Below are 21,862 nucleotides of genomic sequence, written 5' to 3' on the forward strand. Positions count from 1 at the left end.
CATATTTTACCTCTTCAAACATAAAATTGTCTAAAACACATGAAGACTTATTGCTTCAAACTGCTAGTTTTGAGTGTTTTTTTTGATTTTTTAACATATTTACGATAAACTAGAGTGGTATGAGAAAAAAAATTCATCCAGCTTTTGTTTTTACTATTCTAGCTGTGTTCATCGGGATTTTAATTATCAACCGGCCAAGGTTTGAAGAACATCCTGTTAAAACTAAACCGAATCCAGTTCAAGTAGAAAATCAAGCATTACACAATTTAGATAAACCTATTATCGATTTATCTGGTTGGCAAAGACCATCTGAAATAAATTATGATATTTTATCAAAGAATATTTCGGGTGCAATCGTTCGGGTTCATAGTGGAAATCAAATAACAACCGAGAACGATGCATCATTTACCAATGGTACAGATAAATCTTATAGAAGCCATATAACAGAATTACAAAAAAGGAATATTCCTGTAGCAGTTTATGCTTATGTATCTGCGAAAAGTGTTGAGGATATGGAAAAGGCTGCTGAGGCTTTCTACAATGCCGCATCTCCATATAATCCAAGTTACTATTGGCTCGATGTTGAAGAAAAGACCATGACAGATATGAATAAAGGTGTCGAAGCCTTTCGTGCTAAACTAGCTGCTCTAGGCGCCAAAAATATTGGTATCTATATTGGAGTCTACTTCATGAAAGAGCATAGTGTCAGCACTGATAACTTTACTGCTGTATGGATTCCAACTTATGGCACTGATTCAGGTTATTTTGAAAGTACTCCGGTGACAGACCTTGATTATGATCTCCACCAATATACGTCTAAGGGAAGACTCGTTGGATTTGATCACCATTTAGATCTAAACATGATTTCTTTGAATAAAAATAAAGAAGAAACATTTAGAAAATTATTTTTAAAACCTTAAATATATACTTCATAAAGCAAGTCAGATATTCCTTCTGCTTGCTTTTCTTAATTTGCTCTACATTGTGGTATAATATAATTTGAGATTATTTAAAAGAAAAACGGAGGAATTCCATGTTATCTTGGATTTCAAAAATGATTAAAGGAATAGTAATTGCTCTAGGATTTATCTTACCTGGTATATCCGGAGGTGTCCTAGCTGCAATTTTAGGAATCTATGAACGTATGATTCGTTTCTTAGCTCATCCCTTCAAGCAACTCAAAGAAGACGTTCTTTATTTCTTGCCAGTTGCTATAGGTATGTTACTTGGTATTGGACTTTTTTCTTATCCTATTGAGTACCTTCTTGAACATTATCAGGTTTATGTCTTATGGAGTTTTGCTGGTGCAATCATCGGTACCGTACCTAGTTTAGTAAAAGAAGCCAATCGTGATTCTGAAAGGGATAAAATAGACCTCATTTGGTTTTGGACAACCTTTATTATTTCAGGAATTGCACTTTACGGACTTAATTTCGTAGTAGGAAGTTTATCTGCGTCATTCTTAAACTTTATCCTTGCAGGTTCTTTACTTGCTCTTGGAATTCTTGTTCCGGGCCTTAGCCCATCAAACTTACTCTTGATTTTAGGACTATACGCCCCTATGCTAATTGGATTCAAGTCATTTGACTTATTTGGAACATTCTTACCAATTGGAATCGGTGCTGTTCTAACTCTCATAGCATTTTCAAAATTTATGGATTATGCTCTCCGTGTCTACCACTCTCGTGTTTATCACTTCATTATTGGTATCGTGCTTTCGAGTACTTTACTAATTTTATTACCAAATACTGGCAATCCTGAAAGCATTAGCTATGCAGGCCTATCCATTGTATCTTATGTGATCATCGCCTTCTTCTTCGCTCTTGGTATCTGGTTGGGTATTTGGATGAGTCAGTTAGAGGAAAAATACAAATAATGGCTAAAAAAACAAAAGTAAAGAAAACACTAGTTGAACAAATTTTAACTAAATCAGGAGTAAGCCATAAGGGGATTCAGATTAATGCTTTAGAAGGAGATCTTCCTTCTGGTTATGCTAGAAATCATATCTTTAAGACCTTAGCATTATTGGGTGATAAGACTGGTCCGGTAATAGGAATTGTTCCTATCACCGAACACCTTTCTGAAAAGAAATTAGCAAAGATTTCTGGAAATAAAAAAGTGGCTATGATTCCTCAAAAGGATTTAGAAAAAACGACTGGATATATCCATGGAGCTAATAACCCTGTAGGTATCCGTCAAAAACACAACTACCCTATTTTTATTGATGAAACAGCTTTAGAATTGGAAAAATTGATTGTCTCTGCTGGCGAGGTCGGATACAGTATCATCATCGCACCTAAAGATCTGGCAAACTTTGTAAAAGCCAGCTTTGTTGATATCTTGGAGGAAAGTAACTCATGAAACTTTACTTTGTCCGCCACGGCCGAACAGTCTGGAATCTAGAAGGTCGCTTTCAAGGTGCTGGCGGAGATTCACCACTTCTTCCTGAATCTATTGAAACTTTAAAAGACCTGGGCCGGTATCTTAAAGATATCCCTTTTGACAAGATCTATTCGAGTGATTTACCAAGAGCGGTAAAATCAGCTGAGATTATCCAAAATCAACTGACAAACCCATGTCCCTTGGAAATTGTTCCTGAACTCAGAGAATGGCACCTGGGTAAGCTTGAAGGTCTTAAAATTGCGACTTTAAATGCTATCTACCCTCAGCAAATTCAAGCCTTTAAAACCAACTTAGCTAAGTTTGATACTAGCATGTTTGAAGCTGAATCACTCTACACTACAACTCAGCGCACCATCCAATTTATCAAGTCCTTAAAAAACTCTAAGGCAGAACACCTATTACTTGTTGGTCATGGAGCGAACCTTACTGCTAGCCTTCGAACGCTTATAGGCTATCAGGAAGCTATGCTTCGTAAAGACGGAGGTTTGGCTAATGCAAGTCTAACAATTATAGAAACTGATGACTTTGAAACATTTACTCTAAAGACTTGGAACTACACCTCTTATCAAAAAATATAGAACTTGATATTAACAATCAAGTTCTTTTTAGTTTTTATAGAATATCCGTGAATTTCTTGACTATTTATGATAAAATGGAGTATCGTGAAAAATTAATTTATTATTTCAAATTTCGATTAAAATTAGGAGGAACTCATGTCAACAGAACACATAGAAGAATTGAATGACCAACAGATCGTTCGCCGCGAAAAAATGGCTGCGCTCCGTGAACAAGGAATTGATCCTTTCGGTAAACGTTTTGAACGTACTGCCAACTCTCAAGAACTAAAAGATAAATTTGCTGATCTTGATAAAGAACAGCTACACGAACTAAATGAAACTGCTACTATCGCTGGACGCTTGGTGACTAAACGAGGTAAAGGGAAAGTTGGTTTTGCTCACCTTCAAGACCGCGAAGGTCAAATCCAAATCTACGTTCGTAAAGATGAAGTTGGTGAAGAAAACTACGAAATCTTCAAAAAGGCTGACCTAGGAGACTTCCTTGGGGTCAAAGGTGAAGTTATGCGTACTGATATGGGAGAGCTCTCTATCAAGGCAACTCACATTACTCACTTGTCTAAGGCTCTTCGTCCGCTTCCAGAAAAATTCCACGGTTTAACTGACGTTGAAACCATTTACCGTAAACGTTACTTAGATTTAATTTCTAACCGTGAGAGCTTTGAACGTTTTGTCACTCGTTCAAAAATCATCTCTGAAATTCGTCGTTACTTAGACCAAAAAGGATTCCTTGAAGTTGAAACACCTGTTCTTCACAACGAAGCTGGAGGTGCTGCTGCTCGTCCATTTATTACTCACCACAATGCTCAAAACATTGACATGGTGCTTCGTATCGCGACTGAGCTTCACTTAAAACGCCTTATCGTTGGTGGTATGGAACGCGTTTACGAAATCGGTCGTATCTTCCGTAACGAAGGAATGGACGCTACACACAACCCTGAGTTTACTTCTATCGAAGTTTACCAAGCTTATGCAGACTTCCAGGACATCATGGACTTGACTGAAGGTATCATCCAACACGTTGCTAGAGCCGTTAAAGGCGACAATCCAGTTATCTATCAAGGAACTGAAATCAAGATTAACGAACCATTTAAACGTGTACACATGGTTGATGCTATCAAAGAAATTACAGGTGTTGATTTCTGGCAAGATATGACCTTCGAAGAAGCTAAAGCTATTGCTGCTGACAAGAAAGTTCCAGTTGAGAAACACTATACTGAAGTAGGTCACATTATCAATGCTTTCTTTGAAGAATTTGTTGAAGAAACATTGATTCAACCAACCTTTGTCTATGGACATCCAGTAGCAGTATCTCCACTTGCTAAGAAGAACCCTGAAGACGAACGCTTTACTGACCGTTTCGAACTCTTTATCATGACCAAAGAATACGGAAATGCTTTCACTGAGCTCAACGATCCAATCGATCAGCTTAGTCGATTTGAAGCCCAAGCTAAAGCAAAAGAACTTGGTGACGATGAAGCGACTGGTATTGATTATGACTACATTGAAGCCCTTGAATATGGTATGCCACCAACAGGTGGTTTGGGAATCGGTATCGACCGTCTCTGCATGCTACTCACTGATACTACTACTATCCGTGATGTACTTCTTTTCCCAACTATGAAATAAAAACTAAACTCCTAGATGATTTCTAGGAGTTTTTTGTAGTTAAAAAGACAACCTTATCAAAGAGGTTGTCTTTTTGTTATTGAACTAGAATAATCCAAGAACAGTTCCATCACTTTCAACATCCATGTTGAGAGCGGCAGGTCGTTTTGGAAGTCCAGGCATAGTCATAACGTCACCAGTAAGAGCAACGATAAATCCTGCACCCAGTTTTGGTACCAATTCACGAATAGTAATTTCAAAGTTTTCAGGTGCTCCAAGAGCGTTAGGGTTATCTGAGAAACTGTACTGAGTTTTGGCCATACAGATTGGCAGTTTATCCCAACCATTTTGTACGATTTGTGCAATTTGGGTTTGAGCTTTCTTTTCGAAGTTTACTTTGCTACCACGGTAGATTTCAGTCACAATCTTTTCAATCTTTTCTTGAACAGAGAGTTCATTGTCATATAAACGAGTATAGTTTGCAGGAGTTTCAGCAATCGTTTTGACCACAGTTTCAGCAAGTGCTACTCCACCTTCTGCACCATTAGCCCAAACACTTGCTAACTCGACTGGGACGTCGATAGAAGCACAGAGTTCTTTCAAGGCAGCAATTTCAGCTTCTGTATCAGATTCAAATTCGTTAATAGCAACTACTGCAGGGATACCAAATTTGCGGATGTTCTCAACGTGACGTTTTAAGTTAGCAAAGCCTTTGTGAACTGCTTCTACATTTTCTTCTGTCAGAGCATCTTTAGCAACTCCACCATTCATCTTAAGAGCACGAAGAGTTGCTACGATGACCACCGCAGATGGAGCAGTTGGCAAGTTAGGCGTCTTGATATCCAGGAATTTTTCAGCACCAAGATCCGCACCAAAACCAGCTTCAGTTACTGTGTAATCAGCTAAGCGAAGAGCTGTTTTTGTCGCCAACACAGAGTTACAGCCGTGGGCAATATTGGCAAATGGACCACCGTGTACAAATGCTGGTGTTCCATAGATTGTTTGCACCAAGTTTGGTTTGATAGCATCTTTCAAAATCAATGCCAAGGCACCCTCAACCTGTAAATCACCAACTGAAACAGGTGTACGGTCATAACGATAGCCGATTACGATATTAGCTAAACGGCGTTTTAAGTCATCAATGTCTGTTGATAAACAAAGAATAGCCATAATCTCTGAAGCAACAGTGATATCAAAACCATCTTCACGTGGAATACCATTTAGAGGACCACCAAGTCCAACAGTTACATGACGAAGAGCACGATCGTTTAAATCAACAACACGTTTCCAAAGAATACGACGTTGGTCAATTCCTAGCTCATTTCCTTGGTGCAAGTGATTGTCAATCAAGGCAGAAAGAGCATTATTGGCAGTTGTGATAGCATGCATATCACCAGTAAAATGAAGGTTGATATCTTCCATTGGTAACACTTGAGCATAACCACCACCAGCTGCACCACCTTTGATTCCCATTACAGGACCAAGAGATGGCTCTCGGATAGCAATCATGGTTTTCTTACCAATCTTATTCAAAGCATCAGCAAGACCGATTGTAATAGTTGACTTCCCTTCACCTGCTGGAGTTGGGTTGATGGCAGTTACCAAAATCAACTTACCTACTGGGTTGCTCTCAACCTCACGGATTTTATCAAAGCTAAGTTTAGCCTTGTATTTTCCGTACAACTCCAAATTATCGTAAGAAATACCAAGTTTCTCAACAACATCAACGATTGGTTTTAGCTCTATACTCTGTGCAATTTCAATATCTGTTTTCATATTAAACTCCTATGCCCTATTATCTTTTAACTCATTATAACACAAAACAAGATTTTTTTATATAAAAATGAACTTAATGTTCGTATTTTTCTCTTTAATTCTTTAATATAACAAGAATTATCTATTTTTTATATGTCTTTATAGATAATAACTATAATAACTTAAAGCTAAACTGAACCGCTTTCTTTGACTTAAAAATCTTTTTTGTGTAAAATGATTCTATGAAAATTTTAGTAACTTCTGGTGGTACTAGTGAGGCTATAGACCGTGTTCGCTCTATCACTAATCACTCTACAGGTCGTCTTGGCCTGGTTATAACAGAAGCTTTAATAAAAGCAGGTCATGAAGTTTGCTTGATTACAACTTCTCAAGCAATTAAACCCGTTAGTCATCCAAATCTTAAAATTATAGAAATTAAGAATACTTTGGATTTACTTGAGGAGATGCGAAATCTTGTTAAAGATTACCAAGTTTTAATTCATTCTATGGCTGTATCTGACTATACCCCGGTCTACATGACAAGTATAGATGAGGTTCAAGCTAGTCAAGATATATCGGAATTTCTAACTAAGCATAATACCGAGACCAAAATTTCTTCAAAGGAAGATGCTCAGATTCTTTTTCTTAAGAAAAATCCTAAGATTATTTCTCTGGTCAAAGAATGGAATCCTAAAATTCATCTAATAGGTTTTAAACTCCTGGTTGATGTTACAGAGGATCATTTGATAGATGTTGCTAGAGAAAGTCTTAAAAAGAATCAAGCAGACATTATTGTTGCTAACGATTTGACTCAAATAAACTCTGAACAACACCTGGCTTACTTAGTTGAAAAAAATGATTATCAAACAGCATACAGCAAACAAGAAATCGCTGAGCTAATAATTAAAAAAATTCAAGGATTTACTTTTTAGAAAGGAAAGTTATGGCTCACATCACTCTTGCAATTACTGGTTCAATTGCTTCCTACAAGGCTGCCGATTTAGTCAGTTCTTTGAAAAAGCAAGGACATAGTGTATCGGTCTTGATGACAAAAGCTGCTACAGATTTTATACAACCGTTAACACTGCAAGTTTTGTCCCAAAATCTGGTTCATCTCGATGTCATGCAAGAACCTTATCCAGACCAAGTCAATCACATCGAAAGAGGAAAAGAAACTGACTTGTTTATCGTTGCTCCAGCAACTGCTAACACTATTGCCAAACTTGCACATGGCTTTGCGGATAATATGGTGACTAGTACTGCTCTAGCATTACCAAAAAATATCCCTAAATTATTAGCACCTGCCATGAATACAAAAATGTTTACCCACCCTGCCACACAGACAAATCTTAAAACTCTTAAAAGCTATGGATACGAGATCATCTCTCCTAAAGAATCTCTCTTAGCTTGTGGCGACTTCGGAAGCGGCGCTTTAGCCGATTTGGAAATTATTATAGAAAGAATAAAGGAAACTCTCAATGAACAAACGCTCTAACATCGCACCTGTTGCTATATTTTTTGCTAGTATGATTGTCATCCATCTGCTCAGCTCAATCTTATTTAATGTATTACCATTCCCAATTAAACCTACTATTGTACATATTCCTGTTATTATTGGAAGTATCATTTACGGCCCACGAATTGGTGCAATCCTTGGATTCTTAATGGGTATGATTAGTTTAACAGTTAATACAATTACAATCTTACCAACTAGCTATCTTTTCTCACCATTTGTACCAAACGGCAATATCTATTCATTAATCATCGCTATTGTTCCTCGTATCCTCATCGGTTTGACTCCTTACTTTGTTTATAAACTTCTTAAAAACAAAGCTGGTCTTATCTTTGCTGGTGCTCTTGGTTCTCTAACAAATACTGTATTTGTCTTAGGTGGAATCTTCTTCCTTTTCGGAAGTGTTTTTGATGGAAATATTCAAAAACTATTGGCTACTGTTATCTCAACAAACTCAATTGCAGAATTAGTTATCTCGGCTGTTTTAACTGCTCTCATTGTTCCAAGATTAGAAAAAATTAAACAATAAAAGAAAACCTGTATCCTACTGATACAGGTTTTTTTATTGTCATTCTGTTAATCGTGCTTCTTCTAAGATTTTTTCAATCTTAGTTGTCAACAAATCAATTGCAACCGTATTTGTCACACCTTCAGGGATTACAATGTCAGCATAACGTTTAGTTGGCTCTATAAATTGGTGATACATGGGTTTAACCACGCCAAGATATTGCTCGATAACACTATCGAGGCTACGTCCACGCTCTTCCATATCACGTTTAATACGACGAATAATACGTACATCATCATCAGTATCCACAAAAATCTTGATATCCATTAGATCACGTAGACGTTGATCTTCTAAGACCAAAATACCCTCAACTATAAAAACATCTTGGGGTTCTTGACGATATGTTTTTGAACTACGAGTATGTTCAGTATAGTCATAAGTTGGGATGTCAACTGGTCTTCCTGCTAACAATTCTTTGATTTGTTCAATCATCAAGTCTGTATCAAAAGCAAATGGATGATCATAGTTTGTTTTGATTCGTTCTTCGAAGGTTAAATGAGATTGATCTTTATAGTAAGAATCATGCTCAATCATGGCAATTTTTTCATTAGGAAAATGTGATAAAATTGCTCTAGAAACACTAGTTTTTCCTCCACCAGATCCTCCTGTTACTCCGATAATGATTGGTCTGTTTTGCATAGTTGCCTCCGTATTTTTCTTTGTCTATTCTACCATAATTTTAGGAAACTTTACAGGTGTACTTTTTAAATTAGAGATCAAAAAACCTTGTAGCTTTATTCTACAAGGTTTTAATGATTTTAATCAAAGTTAACGTATTCTTTTGAAAGCTCAAGAACTTCTTCCATTGTTGAACATTCAGTAAGAGCACGGTTAGCGTATTCTTGCATCTTAGCTGTGTCAAGCTTCTTCATCAAGCTACGTGTACGAAGTACAGATGTCGCTGACATTGAGAACTCATCCAATCCCATTCCTACAAGGAGTGGAACAGCTGTTTGGTCACCTGCCATTTCACCACACATACCAGCCCATTTACCTTCAGCGTGAGCTGATTTGATAACATTGTTGATCAGGCGAAGGATTGATGGATTGTATGGTTGGTAAAGATATGAAACTTGTTCATTCATACGGTCAGCAGCCATTGTGTATTGGATCAAGTCGTTTGTACCAATTGAGAAGAAATCAACTTCTTTGGCAAATTGGTCAGCAAGCATAGCTGCAGCAGGAATTTCAATCATGATACCAACTTGGATATCATCTGCAACTGCGACACCTTCAGTAACCAATTTTGCTTTTTCTTCTTCAAGAATAGCTTTAGCAGTACGGAACTCTTTCAACAAAGCAACCATTGGGAACATGATACGCAATTTACCGTGAACAGATGCACGAAGCAATGCACGCAATTGTGTACGGAACATTTGGTTACCAGTTTCAGAGATAGAGATACGTAAAGCACGGTAGCCCAAGAATGGGTTCATTTCTTTAGGAAGATCAAAGTAAGGAAGCTCTTTATCCCCACCGATATCCATTGTACGAACAACAACAGGTTTACCGTTCATTCCTTCAAGAACTGCTTTGTATGCTTCGTATTGGTCGTCTTCAGTTGGGAAGTCTTGAGAATCCATGTACAAGAATTCAGTTCGGTAGAGACCAACTGCTTCTGCACCGTTTTCGTTCACACCTTCAACGTCTTTAGGTGTACCGATGTTAGCAGCCAACTCAAAGTGTTTACCATCAGCAGTAACTGTTTTAGCGTCTTTCAAAAGAGCCCATTCAGCTTTTTGTTGGGCATAAGCTTCACCAGCCGCTTTGAATGCTGCGATTTGTTCTTCGCTTGGGTTAATAACCACTTCCCCTGAAATACCTGAAACAGCTAAAATATCACCATCTTTTACAAGCTCAGTAATGTTGTTTGTACCTAAAACAGCAGCGATTTCAAGTGTACGAGCCATAATAGCTGAGTGGCTTGTACGTCCACCGATGTTCGTTACAAAAGCTTTTACAAAGTTTTTGTCCAATTGGGCAGTATCAGATGGAGTCAAGTCGTGTGCAATGACGATTACTTCTTCATTAATAGAAGCTGGGTTTGGCAATTTCTTACCAAGAAGATTTGCCAAAACACGTTTAGTAACGTCACGAATATCAGCAGCACGTTCTTGCATGTATGGATTATCTTCCATACCTTCAAAGATCGTGATGAACATGTCTGTAACTTCTTTAAGACCTGCTTCAGCATTCACTTTTTTAGCACGGATAGTTTCTTTAATTTGACCGATTAATTCAGGGTCAGAAAGAACCATTAAGTGAGCGTCAAAAACTTGCGCTGCTTCTTCACCAAGCGTACCTACTGCTTTTTCACGGATAAGAGAAAGCTCGTTTTGAGAAGCTTCAAGAGCAACATCTAAACGAGCTTCTTCAGCATTTGTATCTTCGACTGAAACAGTTTCGAATGATAGATCCGGTTGAACAAGTAGATATGCTTTTGCAACGGCAACACCATCAGATGCTGCAATTCCTTTAAGCATTTCTGTCATATTCTTATGCCAACCCTTCTTTTTCCATTGTTTCTGAGATAGCAGCGATAGCATCATCAGCGTCTGCACCTTCAGCAGTGATTGTAACGTCAGCACCTTGACCAACACCAAGGCTCATAACACCCATGATAGATTTAAGGTTTACTGATTTACCTTTGTACTCAAGAGTGATGTCTGAAGCGAATTTGCTAGCTGTTTGAACCAACAAAGTTGCTGGACGTGCGTGAATACCTGTTTCTGCCACTACGTGGAAATCTTTAGAAGCCATACTTTGACTCTCCTTTAAATGTTTTCTTGTTGGGTTACATCTGATAACCCTTACAGTATTGTATTATATCACCTTTAAGTAATTTTTTCAAGCATTTACTGGACTTTATCCAATTTCCTTTCAGATAACTTGCTGAAAATATTTCAAATATTTTATCCCTACACCTTATGTAGTTTTTTATTTTTTTCTAGAATGTAGAAACCTACAAATAAAGCGTTTTCTATTTTTGGGATTACTATATATTGTGTTTTTGTACCAAATATTAAAAAGAAATATACAATATTTAGTTTTCTTTCGTTGACAAAGATTTTTTTTCTGATATACTAAGAAGGGTATAATTAATTTAAAAGAGGAGTTCCGTAAATGGTAACTGTATATTCTAAAAATAACTGTGTCCAATGTAAGATGACTAAACGATTTTTAGACAGCAATAATATCGCCTATCAAGAAATTAATCTTGATGAACAACCTGAATATATCGAACAAGTTAAAGGACTCGGCTTTAGTGCTGCTCCTATCATTCAAACACCAACTGAAGTGTTCTCTGGTTTCCAACCAGCAAAACTCAAGCAACTTGTATAAAATCAGGATTAAAAAGCTTCTATGTAGACCTTAGAAGCCTTTGTTTTGTAATTAGATAAGGGAAATTTTATGGGATTAAAACAACTTGAAGACGTAACATACTTCCGTCTAAATAATGAAATTAACCGTCCAGTCAATGGACAAATCATGCTTCATAAAGATAAAGAAGCCTTAGATGCATTTTTTAAAGAAAATGTTGTACCAAACTCAATGGTATTTGATTCAATTTTAGATAAAATTGACTACCTAATCAAGCACAACTATATTGAAACAGGCTTTATTAAAAAATATCGTCCAGAATTTTTTGTAGAACTGTATCAATTTATAAAAGAACAAAACTTCCAATTTAAATCTTTTATGGCTGCCTACAAATTCTATAATCAGTATGCTCTTAAGACAAACGACGGAGAATACTATCTAGAGAATATGGAAGATCGTGTCTTCTTTAATGCTGTCTACTTTGCAGATGGTGACGAAGCAATTGCAACTGATATTGCTAACGAGATTATCCATCAACGTTATCAACCAGCAACTCCATCTTTCTTGAACGCTGGTCGTGCACGTCGTGGAGAGTTAGTATCTTGTTTCTTAATCCAGGTTACAGATGATATGAACTCTATTGGCCGTTCTATCAACTCTGCTCTTCAACTTTCACGTATTGGTGGTGGCGTTGGGATCACCCTTAGCAACCTACGTGAAGCTGGTGCTCCTATCAAGGGGTATGAAGGAGCTGCGTCTGGTGTCGTTCCAGTTATGAAACTCTTCGAAGATAGTTTCTCTTACTCAAACCAATTGGGACAACGCCAAGGGGCAGGTGTGGTGTACTTGAACGTCTTTCACCCAGATATCATCGCTTTCCTTTCAACTAAAAAAGAAAATGCCGATGAAAAAGTTCGTGTTAAGACTTTGTCACTTGGTGTTGTAGTACCAGATAAATTTTACGAATTGACTCGCAAGAATGAAGATATGTATCTCTTCAGCCCATACTCTGTTGAAAGAGAGTACGGTGTAGCATTTAACTATATCGACATTACTGAGAAGTATGATGAACTAGTAGCAAATCCTAACATTCGCAAGACAAAAATCAAGGCTCGTGATTTAGAAACTGAAATCTCTAAATTGCAACAAGAATCTGGCTATCCTTATGTAGTCAACATCGATACTGCTAACCGTGCAAATCCAGTTGATGGTAAGATTATCATGAGTAACTTGTGTTCTGAGATTCTTCAAGTCCAAGAACCAAGTTTGATTAATGATGCACAAGAATTTCTTAAGATGGGAACTGACATTTCATGTAACCTTGGTTCAACCAACGTTGTCAACATGATGACATCGCCAGACTTTGGACGCTCTATTCGTGCCATGGTCCGTGCTCTTACCTTTGTTACTGATAATTCTCATATTAAAGCTGTCCCAACAATCGACCACGGAAATAGCTTGGCCCATACATTCGGTCTTGGTGCAATGGGATTACATAGTTACCTTGCGCAACAATTGATTGAGTATGGATCAGAAGAGTCTATCGAATTTACAAGTATTTATTTCATGCTCATGAACTATTGGACTCTGGTTGAATCAAATAATATCGCGCGTGAACGTGGTGTAACCTTCCATAATTTTGAAAAATCAGACTACGCAAACGGAACTTATTTCGATAAGTATACATCTGGTCAATTTGTTCCAAAATCAGAACGCGTGAAAGAACTCTTTAAAGATATCTTTATCCCAACTGCTGTAGACTGGGCTGAACTTAGTGATAAAGTTAAAGCAGATGGACTTTACCACCAAAACCGTCTTGCTGTAGCACCAAATGGTTCTATCAGCTACATCAATGATGTGTCTGCTTCTATCCACCCAATTACTCAACGTATTGAAGAACGTCAAGAGAAGAAAATTGGTAAGATTTACTATCCTGCTGCAGGATTGTCAACAGATACTATTCCTTACTACACTTCTGCCTACGATATGGATATGCGTAAGGTTATCGATGTATACGCTGCTGCTACTGAACACGTGGATCAAGGGCTTTCACTCACTCTCTTCATGCGTAGTGACATTCCAAAAGGTCTTTACGAATGGAAGAAAGAAAACAAGCAAACGACACGTGACCTATCTATCCTACGTAACTATGCCTTCAATAAGGGTATCAAGTCTATCTACTACGTCCGTACATTTACAGATGACGGTGGTGAAGTAGGCGCTAACCAATGTGAGAGCTGTGTAATTTAGAACATCTCTCAAATCGAATCTGGGTTTTCATACTCACTTATAATTAAGTTGATGTGATTGATAAAATCATGATACAATTAAAAAGTCGGTTTCCCGACTTTTTGTGCGATACTCCTTTAAAATACTAGAATAGGAAGAATGAACTTATCGCATTACTACACACAGAAAGAGATTTCAAATGCAAACTTACTACAAAGCCATTAACTGGAATGCTATCGAAGATGTCATTGATAAATCAACTTGGGAAAAATTGACTGAGCAGTTCTGGCTCGATACTCGTATCCCTTTATCAAATGACTTGGATGACTGGAGAAAATTATCGAATAAAGAAAAAGACCTAGTTGGTAAAGTCTTTGGTGGACTAACCCTTCTTGACACTATGCAATCTGAAACTGGGGTTCAGGCTCTTCGCTCTGATATTCGCACACCTCACGAGGAAGCTGTTTTTAACAACATCCAATTTATGGAATCTGTCCACGCAAAATCCTACTCTTCTATCTTTTCAACTTTAAATACTAAGTCTGAAATCGAAGAAATCTTTGAATGGACAAATACAAATCCATATCTTCAGAAAAAAGCGGAAATCATCAATGAAATTTACCTAAATGGTACACCACTTGAAAAGAAAGTAGCTAGTGTTTTCCTTGAAACCTTCCTCTTTTACTCTGGTTTCTTCACACCGCTCTACTATCTCGGTAATAACAAGCTAGCTAACGTAGCAGAAATCATTAAACTCATCATTCGTGACGAGTCTGTACACGGAACCTATATTGGATACAAGTTCCAGCTTGGATTCAACGAATTACCTGAAGAAGAACAAGAAAAACTCAAAGAATGGATGTACGATCTCCTTTATACTCTTTATGAGAACGAAGAAGGTTATACAGAAAGTCTATATGATGGTGTTGGTTGGACTGAAGAAGTTAAAACTTTCCTTCGTTACAATGCCAATAAAGCCCTTATGAATCTTGGACAAGATCCACTTTTCCCAGACTCAGCAGACGATGTTAACCCAATCGTTATGAACGGTATTTCAACTGGTACATCTAACCACGACTTCTTCTCTCAAGTTGGTAATGGCTACCTGCTTGGTGAGGTTGAGGCTATGCAAGATGAAGACTACAACTATGGATTAGATTAATAACTATCTTAAAAAAACATCTAAGTTTGTTTGAAAACTCAGATGTTTTTTTGTTTTTTGTTTATTTTTGTTCTTTAAATTGATTGATTTATTACTTTGTGGTATTATAGTATTAGATATGGAGGTAATCCAATGCTCAAACAAGAAAAACTAGATAGAATTTTAGAAACTGTTAATACCAAGGGAACTATCACTGTTAAAGATATTATGACTAGTTTAGATATATCAGATATGACAGCTAGACGTTACCTTCAAGAATTAGCTGACAAGGATTTACTTGTCCGTGTTCATGGTGGTGCTGAAAAGCTTCGTACTGGTTCTCTTCTATCTAATGAGAGATCTAACGTTGAAAAACAAGCTCTTCAAATTGCTGAAAAACAAGAAATTGCAAAATTTGCTGGTCATTTAGTTGAAGAAAGAGAAACCATATTTATTGGCCCTGGTACTACTCTCGAGTACTTCGCGCGTGAACTACCAATTGATAATATCCGTGTTGTCACCAATAGTTTACCTGTTTTTCTGATTCTAAATGAACGTAAACTTACTGATTTGATATTAATCGGTGGTAATTATCGTGAAATTACTGGAGCTTTTGTAGGAACACTTACCTTACAAGACCTTTCCAGTTTACAATTTTCCAAAGCTTTTGTAAGCTGTAACGGAATAAAAGAACATGCTATTGCTACTTTCAGTGAAGAAGAGGGAGAAGTCCAAAAGATAGCCCTTCAAAATGCAAATAAAAAGTATCTCTTAGCGGATCACAGCAAATTCGATAAGTTTGATTTTTACACTTTTTATAATATCGCTGATATTGATACGATTATTTCAGATTCAAAATTAAGTGATAAAACTCTTAAATCCTTGACAAAAAAAACACACATTATCAAATCTAAGCCATAAAAAAGTCTCACAAATGGTGAGACTTTTTTATTTTTAGAATAATTTCAAAGAAGAATTTACACACGTTCGGTCCATGAAGTTGCTGTTGTTTTAAGAACTTTGTTGAGTTCATCGATGTTCTCAAAACCAGTTGTACGAAGCCATTCGCGAGCAGCTGCTTCACCGTCTTTGATATAAGCTTCAACTGATCCAGCCCATGTTGCACGTCCACAAAGAACACCATTGAAGTTTGCACCTGATTCGTGGGCAAATACAAGAGTTTCTTGGAAGAGTTTAGCTGATACACCTGCACTCAAGTAGATGTATGGCAAGTTAGTAGCTTCGTCTTGAGCTTTAAAGAAGGCCGCTGCTTCTTCACGTGTATGAACGATTTCGCCATCGCCAAATCCTTCAACGTATTTCACGTTAACTGGAACTTCCACTTTCAAGACATCGATGTTAAAGCGTGGGTCTGAGAAGACCTTCATAGCACCGATAACCTTGCGTGGTTTTACTTTAGCGTATTCTGCAGAACCTGCGTCCGCAATCTTTTCATCGTAAGCCAAGATTTCAAGGAAGAATGGAATATCTTCAGCTACACACTCAGAACCAATACGTTCAATGTAGGCTTGTTTTTGTTGGTTGAGTTCGTCAGAGCTATCTACGTCATAGTAAAGCAAGAATTTAACGGCATCTGCACCTTGTTCTTTGATACGTTTTGCAGACCAAACGTCCAAGCAGTCTGGCAAGCGTTTTGTACTTGTTGTATCGTATCCTGTTTTCTCATAAGCAAGGAGAAGACCTGCATTTGGATCAAGAGCTTTTGTAGCTGGAAGTCCGTACTCAGGGTCAAGTAGCATAGATGAAGCATATTTAGTCAATTCATCTGCCACCAATACTTTTAGTTCTTCCATTTGAGCAACTGTTGGCTCTTCTGTTTGGTATTGAGCCATGAGGCGTTTCAAAGCACCACGTTGGTCAAAGGCGAGAGCTGAGATGATACCATTCTCATCAGACAGTTTTTGCATACAAGCGCGTTTATTTTCTGTTAAAACCATTTTACACCTCTTTTACAATTAATTGGTCATATAGACCTTGATAGTTAGCCATATTGACATGACCGGTCATTTTTTCTTGAGCATTAAGCATACCAAGGACATTTGCCTTGATCAACAGTTCTTGATCCGTTTCTTTATGGAAAAGACCTGAAGCAATACCTGCCACTGTAGAATCGCCAGAACCGACTGGATTTACTACTTGAATTCTTGGAATATCTACTTTGTAGAAAGTATCACCGTGCTTAGCAAATGCACCATTAGCACCTAATGAAACGATAATCCACTCGATTCCATCAAAAAGTGGTTCTTGAAGGACTTCTTTTAATTCATCCAAGTCTTTAGAAATTTCTCTTCCTAAAAGTTGAGACAATTCTTCATTATTTGGTTTGATGACTGTTGGTTTATGTGGAGACTCAAGAACTGCCTGAAGTGCAGCGCCTGAACAGTCCAAGACAACAGGTTTCCCAGCATGATTTGCAAGTTCAACCAGACTAGCATAATAATCCACTGGAAGTCCTGCTGGTAGACTACCTGAAATGGCCACTACCTCTACAGTCTCTAAAAGTTCTTTGAAATGAGCCAAGAAATCTTGACCTTCTTTTTCTTGAACTTCAGGACCTTTTTCTAGGATTTCTGTTTGGTTTTCTCCATGTAGAATTGCGATACAGTTACGGGTTTCACCTTGAATAGAGAAGAAACGTTTGCTTACTTTATCATCAATATTTTCTACTAAAAAATCACCAAGTTTACCACCGACAAGCCCAGTTGCCACTACTGAATCACCGAATTCTGATAGGACACGTGTAACGTTAAGACCTTTACCACCAGCCGTTTTAGTGACATCAACAACACGATTGACAGTGTCAATTTTCAGTTCATCCAAAGGATAGGAAATATCAATGGATGGGTTCATTGTGACTGTTAAAATCATAAGTCACCTCTTAGTCGTGGTATTCACCACGATCCCATTTTTCAAGGAACTCTGCAAAGAAGTTGGCATCAGTTTGATGATCGTTATGACTTTCAACGTGTTGGATTTTAGCAATCAATTTTTTGTTTTCTTCTGATGGTTTGTATTCAGCGTTGATGAAAGCTTCAATGATATCACACATGAGCAATTCGCCAGTGATTTTACCACCAAATCCGATTACGTTGGCATTCAATTGTTCTTTTGCATATAAAGCTGTTGTCATATCGCGAACCAAAGCAGAACGAACACCAGGAACCTTGTTAACAGCATTATTAATACCCACACCAGTACCACAGATACATACACCAAGATCAGCTTGGCCACTAACTACTGCTTCACCAACTTTTTTACCAAAGATAGGGTAGTGGGTACGAGCGTGGTCATAAGTACCAAAGTCGATAACTTCATGTCCTTTTGATTTCAAAAATTCTGAAACAGCCATTTTTTCATTTGTTACGATGTGGTCACATCCAATTGCAATTCTCATTAGTTATTCCCTCCGATTAATTGTATAAATCTAATATCATTTATTCTAACTCAAGAAAAATCAAGATTAGCTTAGGAAGCGAGCTGCGAGCATAACTGAGGTTAGCTAAAGTGAGCTGACGACAGATTATCTTGATTTTTGGAGAGTATTAGCACATTTTGTTCAACATGTCGACACGGATTTGGTGACGACCGCCATCATACTTACCATTTACAAAGCCTTTAGCAATGTTTTTAGCCAATTCATCACCAACAAGTTGAGCACCCATCGTAATCATACGTGAGTTGTTGTGACCGCGAGTCATATAAGCTGAACGTTCATCAGAAACTTCTGCAGCAACCATTCCTTTGATTTTAGTAGCAACCATAAACGGACCTGCACCATAAGCATCAATGACGATACCAAGGTTTTGTTCTTCTTTCTTAACTTCTTCCGCAACCGCAAGAGTTACATCAACAAAGTCTTGACCTTCTGCTGTAACATCCACTACGTGGAAGTTTTCTTTTTCCAAGAAGTCTTTTACAACTTCTTTCAATCTTAAACCTGCAGCATCTGCACCAATAACAATAGCCATATTGTATACTCCTTTTTTATAATAGACCAGTAAAACTTTTTGATTCTAGCCTAAAATAGACCTTTCTCAAATAGTTACTAGTAGTTTTGTTGACAATAATTTAAATTAAGAACAAATATCTTATTCGTTTCTTAATAAGCTTTCTTCAGAGAAAAGCCAGAACAGTAATCTTGTTAAAATAAACACAAATTGTTCTTTATAAACATAATATACTACTATTAGTTGGAAAAGTCAACAATTTATGTTTGTTTTTGTTTATTTTATAAAATCTCGATATCAAATCCAATCTGCTCAAAATCACTAGGTTTTATAATCTTAACATCTTTCTTATCTTCCAGTCTATCTCCTTCTTCTATTGAAGTAGACAAACCTGACCATGGTTCCAAGGCAATAAAAGGACCTTTATTAAGAGTTGACCATACGATTAAATATGGAAACTCTTTAAAATCTAGTTTCAAACCTTTATCATGTTTTCGTGAACGCAAAGCTACTGTGCGAGATTCCAACTCATCTAATGTCACAGCATCATAGCTAAAGAAGTCATAATTCAAGTCTATTTCTTTTTGATTGTTTAACCAAGAACTTCTATCTTTGAAATCCAACATTCCTGTTTCTGGGAAAGGTTTTGGAACTGTACATGTTTCTGGCTTTTCAAATTCAAGATAGTAATCCTCATACACTTCACCATCTAATAATGGACAGTTAAAACCAGGATGCCCACCAATAAAATATGGCATACTCTTTTCAGCTTCTTTATTATAGACTTTATACAGAGTACGTATGGTTTTCCCAGTCACTGTATAAGTGATTTCTAAACGAAAATGATAAGGGTAATTTTCATACATTTCTTCATCGTCTTCAATAGCGAATGTAACAGAATTATCTGTTTGTTCTACTAATGTAAAATCTTTTTTTCTTACTAAGCCATGTCGAGGGATTTTTCCTTCTTTTTGACTACCATCTTCCTTATCATAAAGGACCGTATCATTTCTTACTGAACCACATATTGGGAATAATACGGGTGCTTGCCCACTCCAATAAGTTGGCTCCCCCTGCCACAAATACTCTACGCCTTCCTTGTCCTTTATGGAAGAAAGGGCGCCTCCAAGTGTTTGAAACTCAACACATAATTGATCTGATTTTAATACAATCATAAGTCTTACCTCCAATTTTCTAAAAAAAACTAGGCTGACTGCTCCATAGTGGAAACTGACAACCTAGTTTTTACAATTTACATTTTTAGGAGCAAATTATTTTGCATTTGCTGCGTATTCTTCGTTACGTTTGATCATTTGTTTTCTGTACCATGCAAAAATACCGATATAGAAAGTAAGGAAGATTACTGCACCAATAATTGCTTTGATATCACCTGTTGTAGTGTTACCAATTGTCCAACCAAGAAGTTTTTCGATTGGTCCTTCAAGTGTTGAGTGAGTGATCAATTGAGTTTGGCTCACACCTTCTGGGAAGGCACCTACACTTTTAGCAAGATCTGTTGCAAATGGTGCGATAAGTGTACCTGAAAGAAGGAAGAGTGGCAACAAGAGTGTTCCGAAGATAATCATACGGAGCAATTTACCACGAGTAACTACCAAGAGAGCTGGAGTTACACCCATTGCGATGATACCAGCAAGTGGCAAGATACCATTTCCGACATTTGAAAGAAGCACTGCTTCAATCAACATGATTGGTGCAAGTACGTTGGCACAAGCCCAGATTTCAGCACGACCAGCTACGAATGGCCAGTCAAGACCGATGTTGAATTTACGTCCCTGAAGACGTTTAGTAGCAACGTTTGTAATACCTTGTGAAAGTGGTTCTACGGCAGCGATGAACCATGAACCGATCAATGAGAAGAGCTCCAAGCAGACACCGGCAGTCAAACCAAGTGACAACCAACCTTTAATTACAAGTTCCCATTTTTCAGCACCTTCTACACCTGCAACCGGATGTGGAGTACCCATCAAACCGATAACGATACCAAGGATGAAACCGATGAAGAATTTAGATCCCCAGAAACCGATTCTCTTGTTCAATTTAGCAGCGTCAAAGTCATATTTATCAAGACCTGGGAAGAATTTATCAAAAATCTTATCCAAAACCATGATAACTGGGTTCATCATGTAGTTCATGTGAGTTGAAGTCATTGGTGATGAACTTGGTGCGTTAAGAAGGTCGTCGAATGTTGGTTTCATCAAGTCAGAGTTAATAATTTTAAGAACCCCTACAAGAACAACTGCTGCAGTCGCGATGAAAAGAGAAACCCCTTGACCAACTCCACTCTTGTCAGCATACCATTTAATCAAAAGACCTGTGATAGACAAGTGCCAGATATCGAAGATATCAACGTCAAGTGTGTCTGTTTTCTTCATTGCAAGCATTACAATGTTGACAATCAACATAACTAGCAAGAAGTATAGAGTCCATGCAGATCCCCAAGTGATTGTTGCAAGTGGTGCCCAACCAACGTCGGTGATGGTCAATTGAATACCAGTATTTTCAACGAATTTTGCAAGTGAAGCTGAGAAAGCTCCGTTAAGCATTCCGATGATAGCACCGATACCAGTAAGTGCGATGGCAAGTTTGATACCACCTTCAAGTGCTTTGGAGAATTTAACTCCGAAAAGCAAAGCCAATACTGTCAAAATGATCAGCATGATGATTGGGCCACCCATAGCCAAGATTGGTTTAAAGAATTCATTGGCTAAATTGATAATGAAATCCATAATTTTTCCTCCCTTTATTTTTATGGAAAATTAC

At 37.5% G+C, this 21,862-nt stretch carries 22 protein-coding genes; 12 read left to right on the forward strand and 10 right to left on the reverse strand.

Annotated elements, in window-relative coordinates; all coding sequences use genetic code 11:
- Positions 1–119: 119 nt before the first annotated feature.
- From BQ2679_RS07485 to lysS, 5 genes are all read left to right on the forward strand, one after another.
- Positions 120–920, forward strand: coding sequence for a GH25 family lysozyme (locus tag BQ2679_RS07485; RefSeq protein WP_075567598.1), 801 nt, complete (start codon positions 120–122; stop codon positions 918–920).
- A 113-nt stretch (positions 921–1,033) separates the two neighbouring features.
- Complete coding sequence (locus tag BQ2679_RS07490; RefSeq protein ID WP_075567599.1) at positions 1,034–1,876, forward strand: DUF368 domain-containing protein; 843 nt, start codon at positions 1,034–1,036, stop codon at positions 1,874–1,876.
- Positions 1,876–2,361, forward strand: a complete 486-nt coding sequence (locus BQ2679_RS07495) for an aminoacyl-tRNA deacylase (RefSeq protein WP_075567600.1) — start codon at positions 1,876–1,878, stop codon at positions 2,359–2,361. Before BQ2679_RS07490 ends, BQ2679_RS07495 begins: the two co-directional genes overlap by 1 nt.
- Positions 2,358–2,981, forward strand: coding sequence for a histidine phosphatase family protein (locus tag BQ2679_RS07500; protein ID WP_075567601.1), 624 nt, complete (start codon positions 2,358–2,360; stop codon positions 2,979–2,981). The genes BQ2679_RS07495 and BQ2679_RS07500 overlap by 4 nt, the downstream gene beginning before the upstream one ends.
- Positions 2,982–3,116: 135 nt before the next feature.
- Positions 3,117–4,607, forward strand: a complete 1,491-nt coding sequence (lysS, locus tag BQ2679_RS07510) for a lysine--tRNA ligase (RefSeq protein ID WP_075567603.1) — start codon at positions 3,117–3,119, stop codon at positions 4,605–4,607.
- A gap of 84 nt (positions 4,608–4,691) precedes the next feature.
- Here the strand turns inward: lysS and BQ2679_RS07515 are convergent, their stop codons facing one another.
- Positions 4,692–6,362: a formate--tetrahydrofolate ligase gene (locus tag BQ2679_RS07515; RefSeq protein WP_075567604.1), complete on the reverse strand. Its 1,671-nt coding sequence runs from the start codon at positions 6,360–6,362 to the stop codon at positions 4,692–4,694.
- A gap of 221 nt (positions 6,363–6,583) precedes the next feature.
- Between BQ2679_RS07515 and BQ2679_RS07520 the strand changes: the two genes are divergently transcribed.
- The 3 genes from BQ2679_RS07520 to BQ2679_RS07530 are packed head-to-tail and all read left to right on the forward strand — an operon-like array spanning position 6,584 to position 8,383.
- Positions 6,584–7,273, forward strand: a complete 690-nt coding sequence (locus BQ2679_RS07520) for a phosphopantothenate--cysteine ligase (protein WP_075567605.1) — start codon at positions 6,584–6,586, stop codon at positions 7,271–7,273.
- Between the two features lie 11 nt (positions 7,274–7,284).
- Positions 7,285–7,836 (forward strand): phosphopantothenoylcysteine decarboxylase, encoded by a 552-nt coding sequence (gene coaC / locus BQ2679_RS07525; RefSeq protein WP_075567606.1) that lies wholly within the window; start codon positions 7,285–7,287, stop codon positions 7,834–7,836.
- The gene (locus tag BQ2679_RS07530; protein WP_075567607.1) at positions 7,820–8,383 is read left to right on the forward strand and encodes an ECF transporter S component; all 564 of its coding nucleotides are present in this window, start codon (positions 7,820–7,822) and stop codon (positions 8,381–8,383) included. The genes coaC and BQ2679_RS07530 overlap by 17 nt, the downstream gene beginning before the upstream one ends.
- A gap of 39 nt (positions 8,384–8,422) precedes the next feature.
- Here the strand turns inward: BQ2679_RS07530 and udk are convergent, their stop codons facing one another.
- The 3 genes from udk to BQ2679_RS07545 all read right to left on the reverse strand — a co-directional run bounded on the left by udk (position 8,423) and on the right by BQ2679_RS07545 (position 11,182).
- Positions 8,423–9,061 carry a uridine kinase gene (udk, locus tag BQ2679_RS07535; protein WP_075567608.1) on the reverse strand — a complete coding sequence of 213 codons (639 nt, stop codon included), beginning with the start codon at positions 9,059–9,061 and terminating at the stop codon, positions 8,423–8,425.
- 119 nt (positions 9,062–9,180) lie between these two features.
- Entirely contained in the window at positions 9,181–10,914 is a 1,734-nt protein-coding gene (gene ptsP / locus BQ2679_RS07540; RefSeq protein ID WP_075567609.1) for a phosphoenolpyruvate--protein phosphotransferase, read from the reverse strand.
- A 4-nt stretch (positions 10,915–10,918) separates the two neighbouring features.
- On the reverse strand, positions 10,919–11,182 hold the full coding sequence (locus BQ2679_RS07545) for a phosphocarrier protein HPr (protein WP_000146952.1): 264 nt from the start codon (positions 11,180–11,182) through the stop codon (positions 10,919–10,921).
- A gap of 363 nt (positions 11,183–11,545) precedes the next feature.
- Between BQ2679_RS07545 and nrdH the strand changes: the two genes are divergently transcribed.
- From nrdH to BQ2679_RS07565, 4 genes are all read left to right on the forward strand, one after another.
- Positions 11,546–11,764: a glutaredoxin-like protein NrdH gene (nrdH, locus tag BQ2679_RS07550; protein ID WP_075567610.1), complete on the forward strand. Its 219-nt coding sequence runs from the start codon at positions 11,546–11,548 to the stop codon at positions 11,762–11,764.
- A 69-nt stretch (positions 11,765–11,833) separates the two neighbouring features.
- Entirely contained in the window at positions 11,834–13,993 is a 2,160-nt protein-coding gene (gene nrdE, locus BQ2679_RS07555) for a class 1b ribonucleoside-diphosphate reductase subunit alpha (protein WP_075567611.1), read from the forward strand.
- 178 nt (positions 13,994–14,171) lie between these two features.
- Positions 14,172–15,134: a class 1b ribonucleoside-diphosphate reductase subunit beta gene (nrdF, locus tag BQ2679_RS07560; RefSeq protein WP_075567612.1), complete on the forward strand. Its 963-nt coding sequence runs from the start codon at positions 14,172–14,174 to the stop codon at positions 15,132–15,134.
- A gap of 132 nt (positions 15,135–15,266) precedes the next feature.
- A complete protein-coding gene (locus BQ2679_RS07565) occupies positions 15,267–16,034 on the forward strand; it encodes a DeoR/GlpR family DNA-binding transcription regulator (RefSeq protein ID WP_075567613.1) in 768 nt (255 codons plus the stop codon).
- A gap of 56 nt (positions 16,035–16,090) precedes the next feature.
- On the opposite strand, the gene lacD is transcribed toward BQ2679_RS07565, so the two are convergent.
- From lacD to BQ2679_RS07595, 6 genes are all read right to left on the reverse strand, one after another.
- Positions 16,091–17,071 (reverse strand): tagatose-bisphosphate aldolase, encoded by a 981-nt coding sequence (gene lacD, locus BQ2679_RS07570; RefSeq protein WP_006152000.1) that lies wholly within the window; start codon positions 17,069–17,071, stop codon positions 16,091–16,093.
- A gap of 1 nt (position 17,072) precedes the next feature.
- Complete coding sequence (locus BQ2679_RS07575) at positions 17,073–18,002, reverse strand: tagatose-6-phosphate kinase (RefSeq protein ID WP_075567614.1); 930 nt, start codon at positions 18,000–18,002, stop codon at positions 17,073–17,075.
- Between the two features lie 10 nt (positions 18,003–18,012).
- On the reverse strand, positions 18,013–18,528 hold the full coding sequence (gene lacB, locus BQ2679_RS07580; protein WP_036757536.1) for a galactose-6-phosphate isomerase subunit LacB: 516 nt from the start codon (positions 18,526–18,528) through the stop codon (positions 18,013–18,015).
- A 148-nt stretch (positions 18,529–18,676) separates the two neighbouring features.
- A complete protein-coding gene (gene lacA / locus BQ2679_RS07585) occupies positions 18,677–19,102 on the reverse strand; it encodes a galactose-6-phosphate isomerase subunit LacA (protein ID WP_006148584.1) in 426 nt (141 codons plus the stop codon).
- 260 nt (positions 19,103–19,362) lie between these two features.
- Positions 19,363–20,256, reverse strand: a complete 894-nt coding sequence (locus tag BQ2679_RS07590; protein WP_075567615.1) for an aldose 1-epimerase family protein — start codon at positions 20,254–20,256, stop codon at positions 19,363–19,365.
- A gap of 96 nt (positions 20,257–20,352) precedes the next feature.
- Positions 20,353–21,828, reverse strand: coding sequence for a PTS galactitol transporter subunit IIC (locus BQ2679_RS07595; RefSeq protein ID WP_075567616.1), 1,476 nt, complete (start codon positions 21,826–21,828; stop codon positions 20,353–20,355).
- Between the last annotated feature and the right edge of the window lie 34 nt (positions 21,829–21,862).

Source organism: Streptococcus timonensis (genome assembly GCF_900095845.1).
Taxonomy (GTDB): Bacteria; Bacillota; Bacilli; order Lactobacillales; family Streptococcaceae; genus Streptococcus; species Streptococcus timonensis.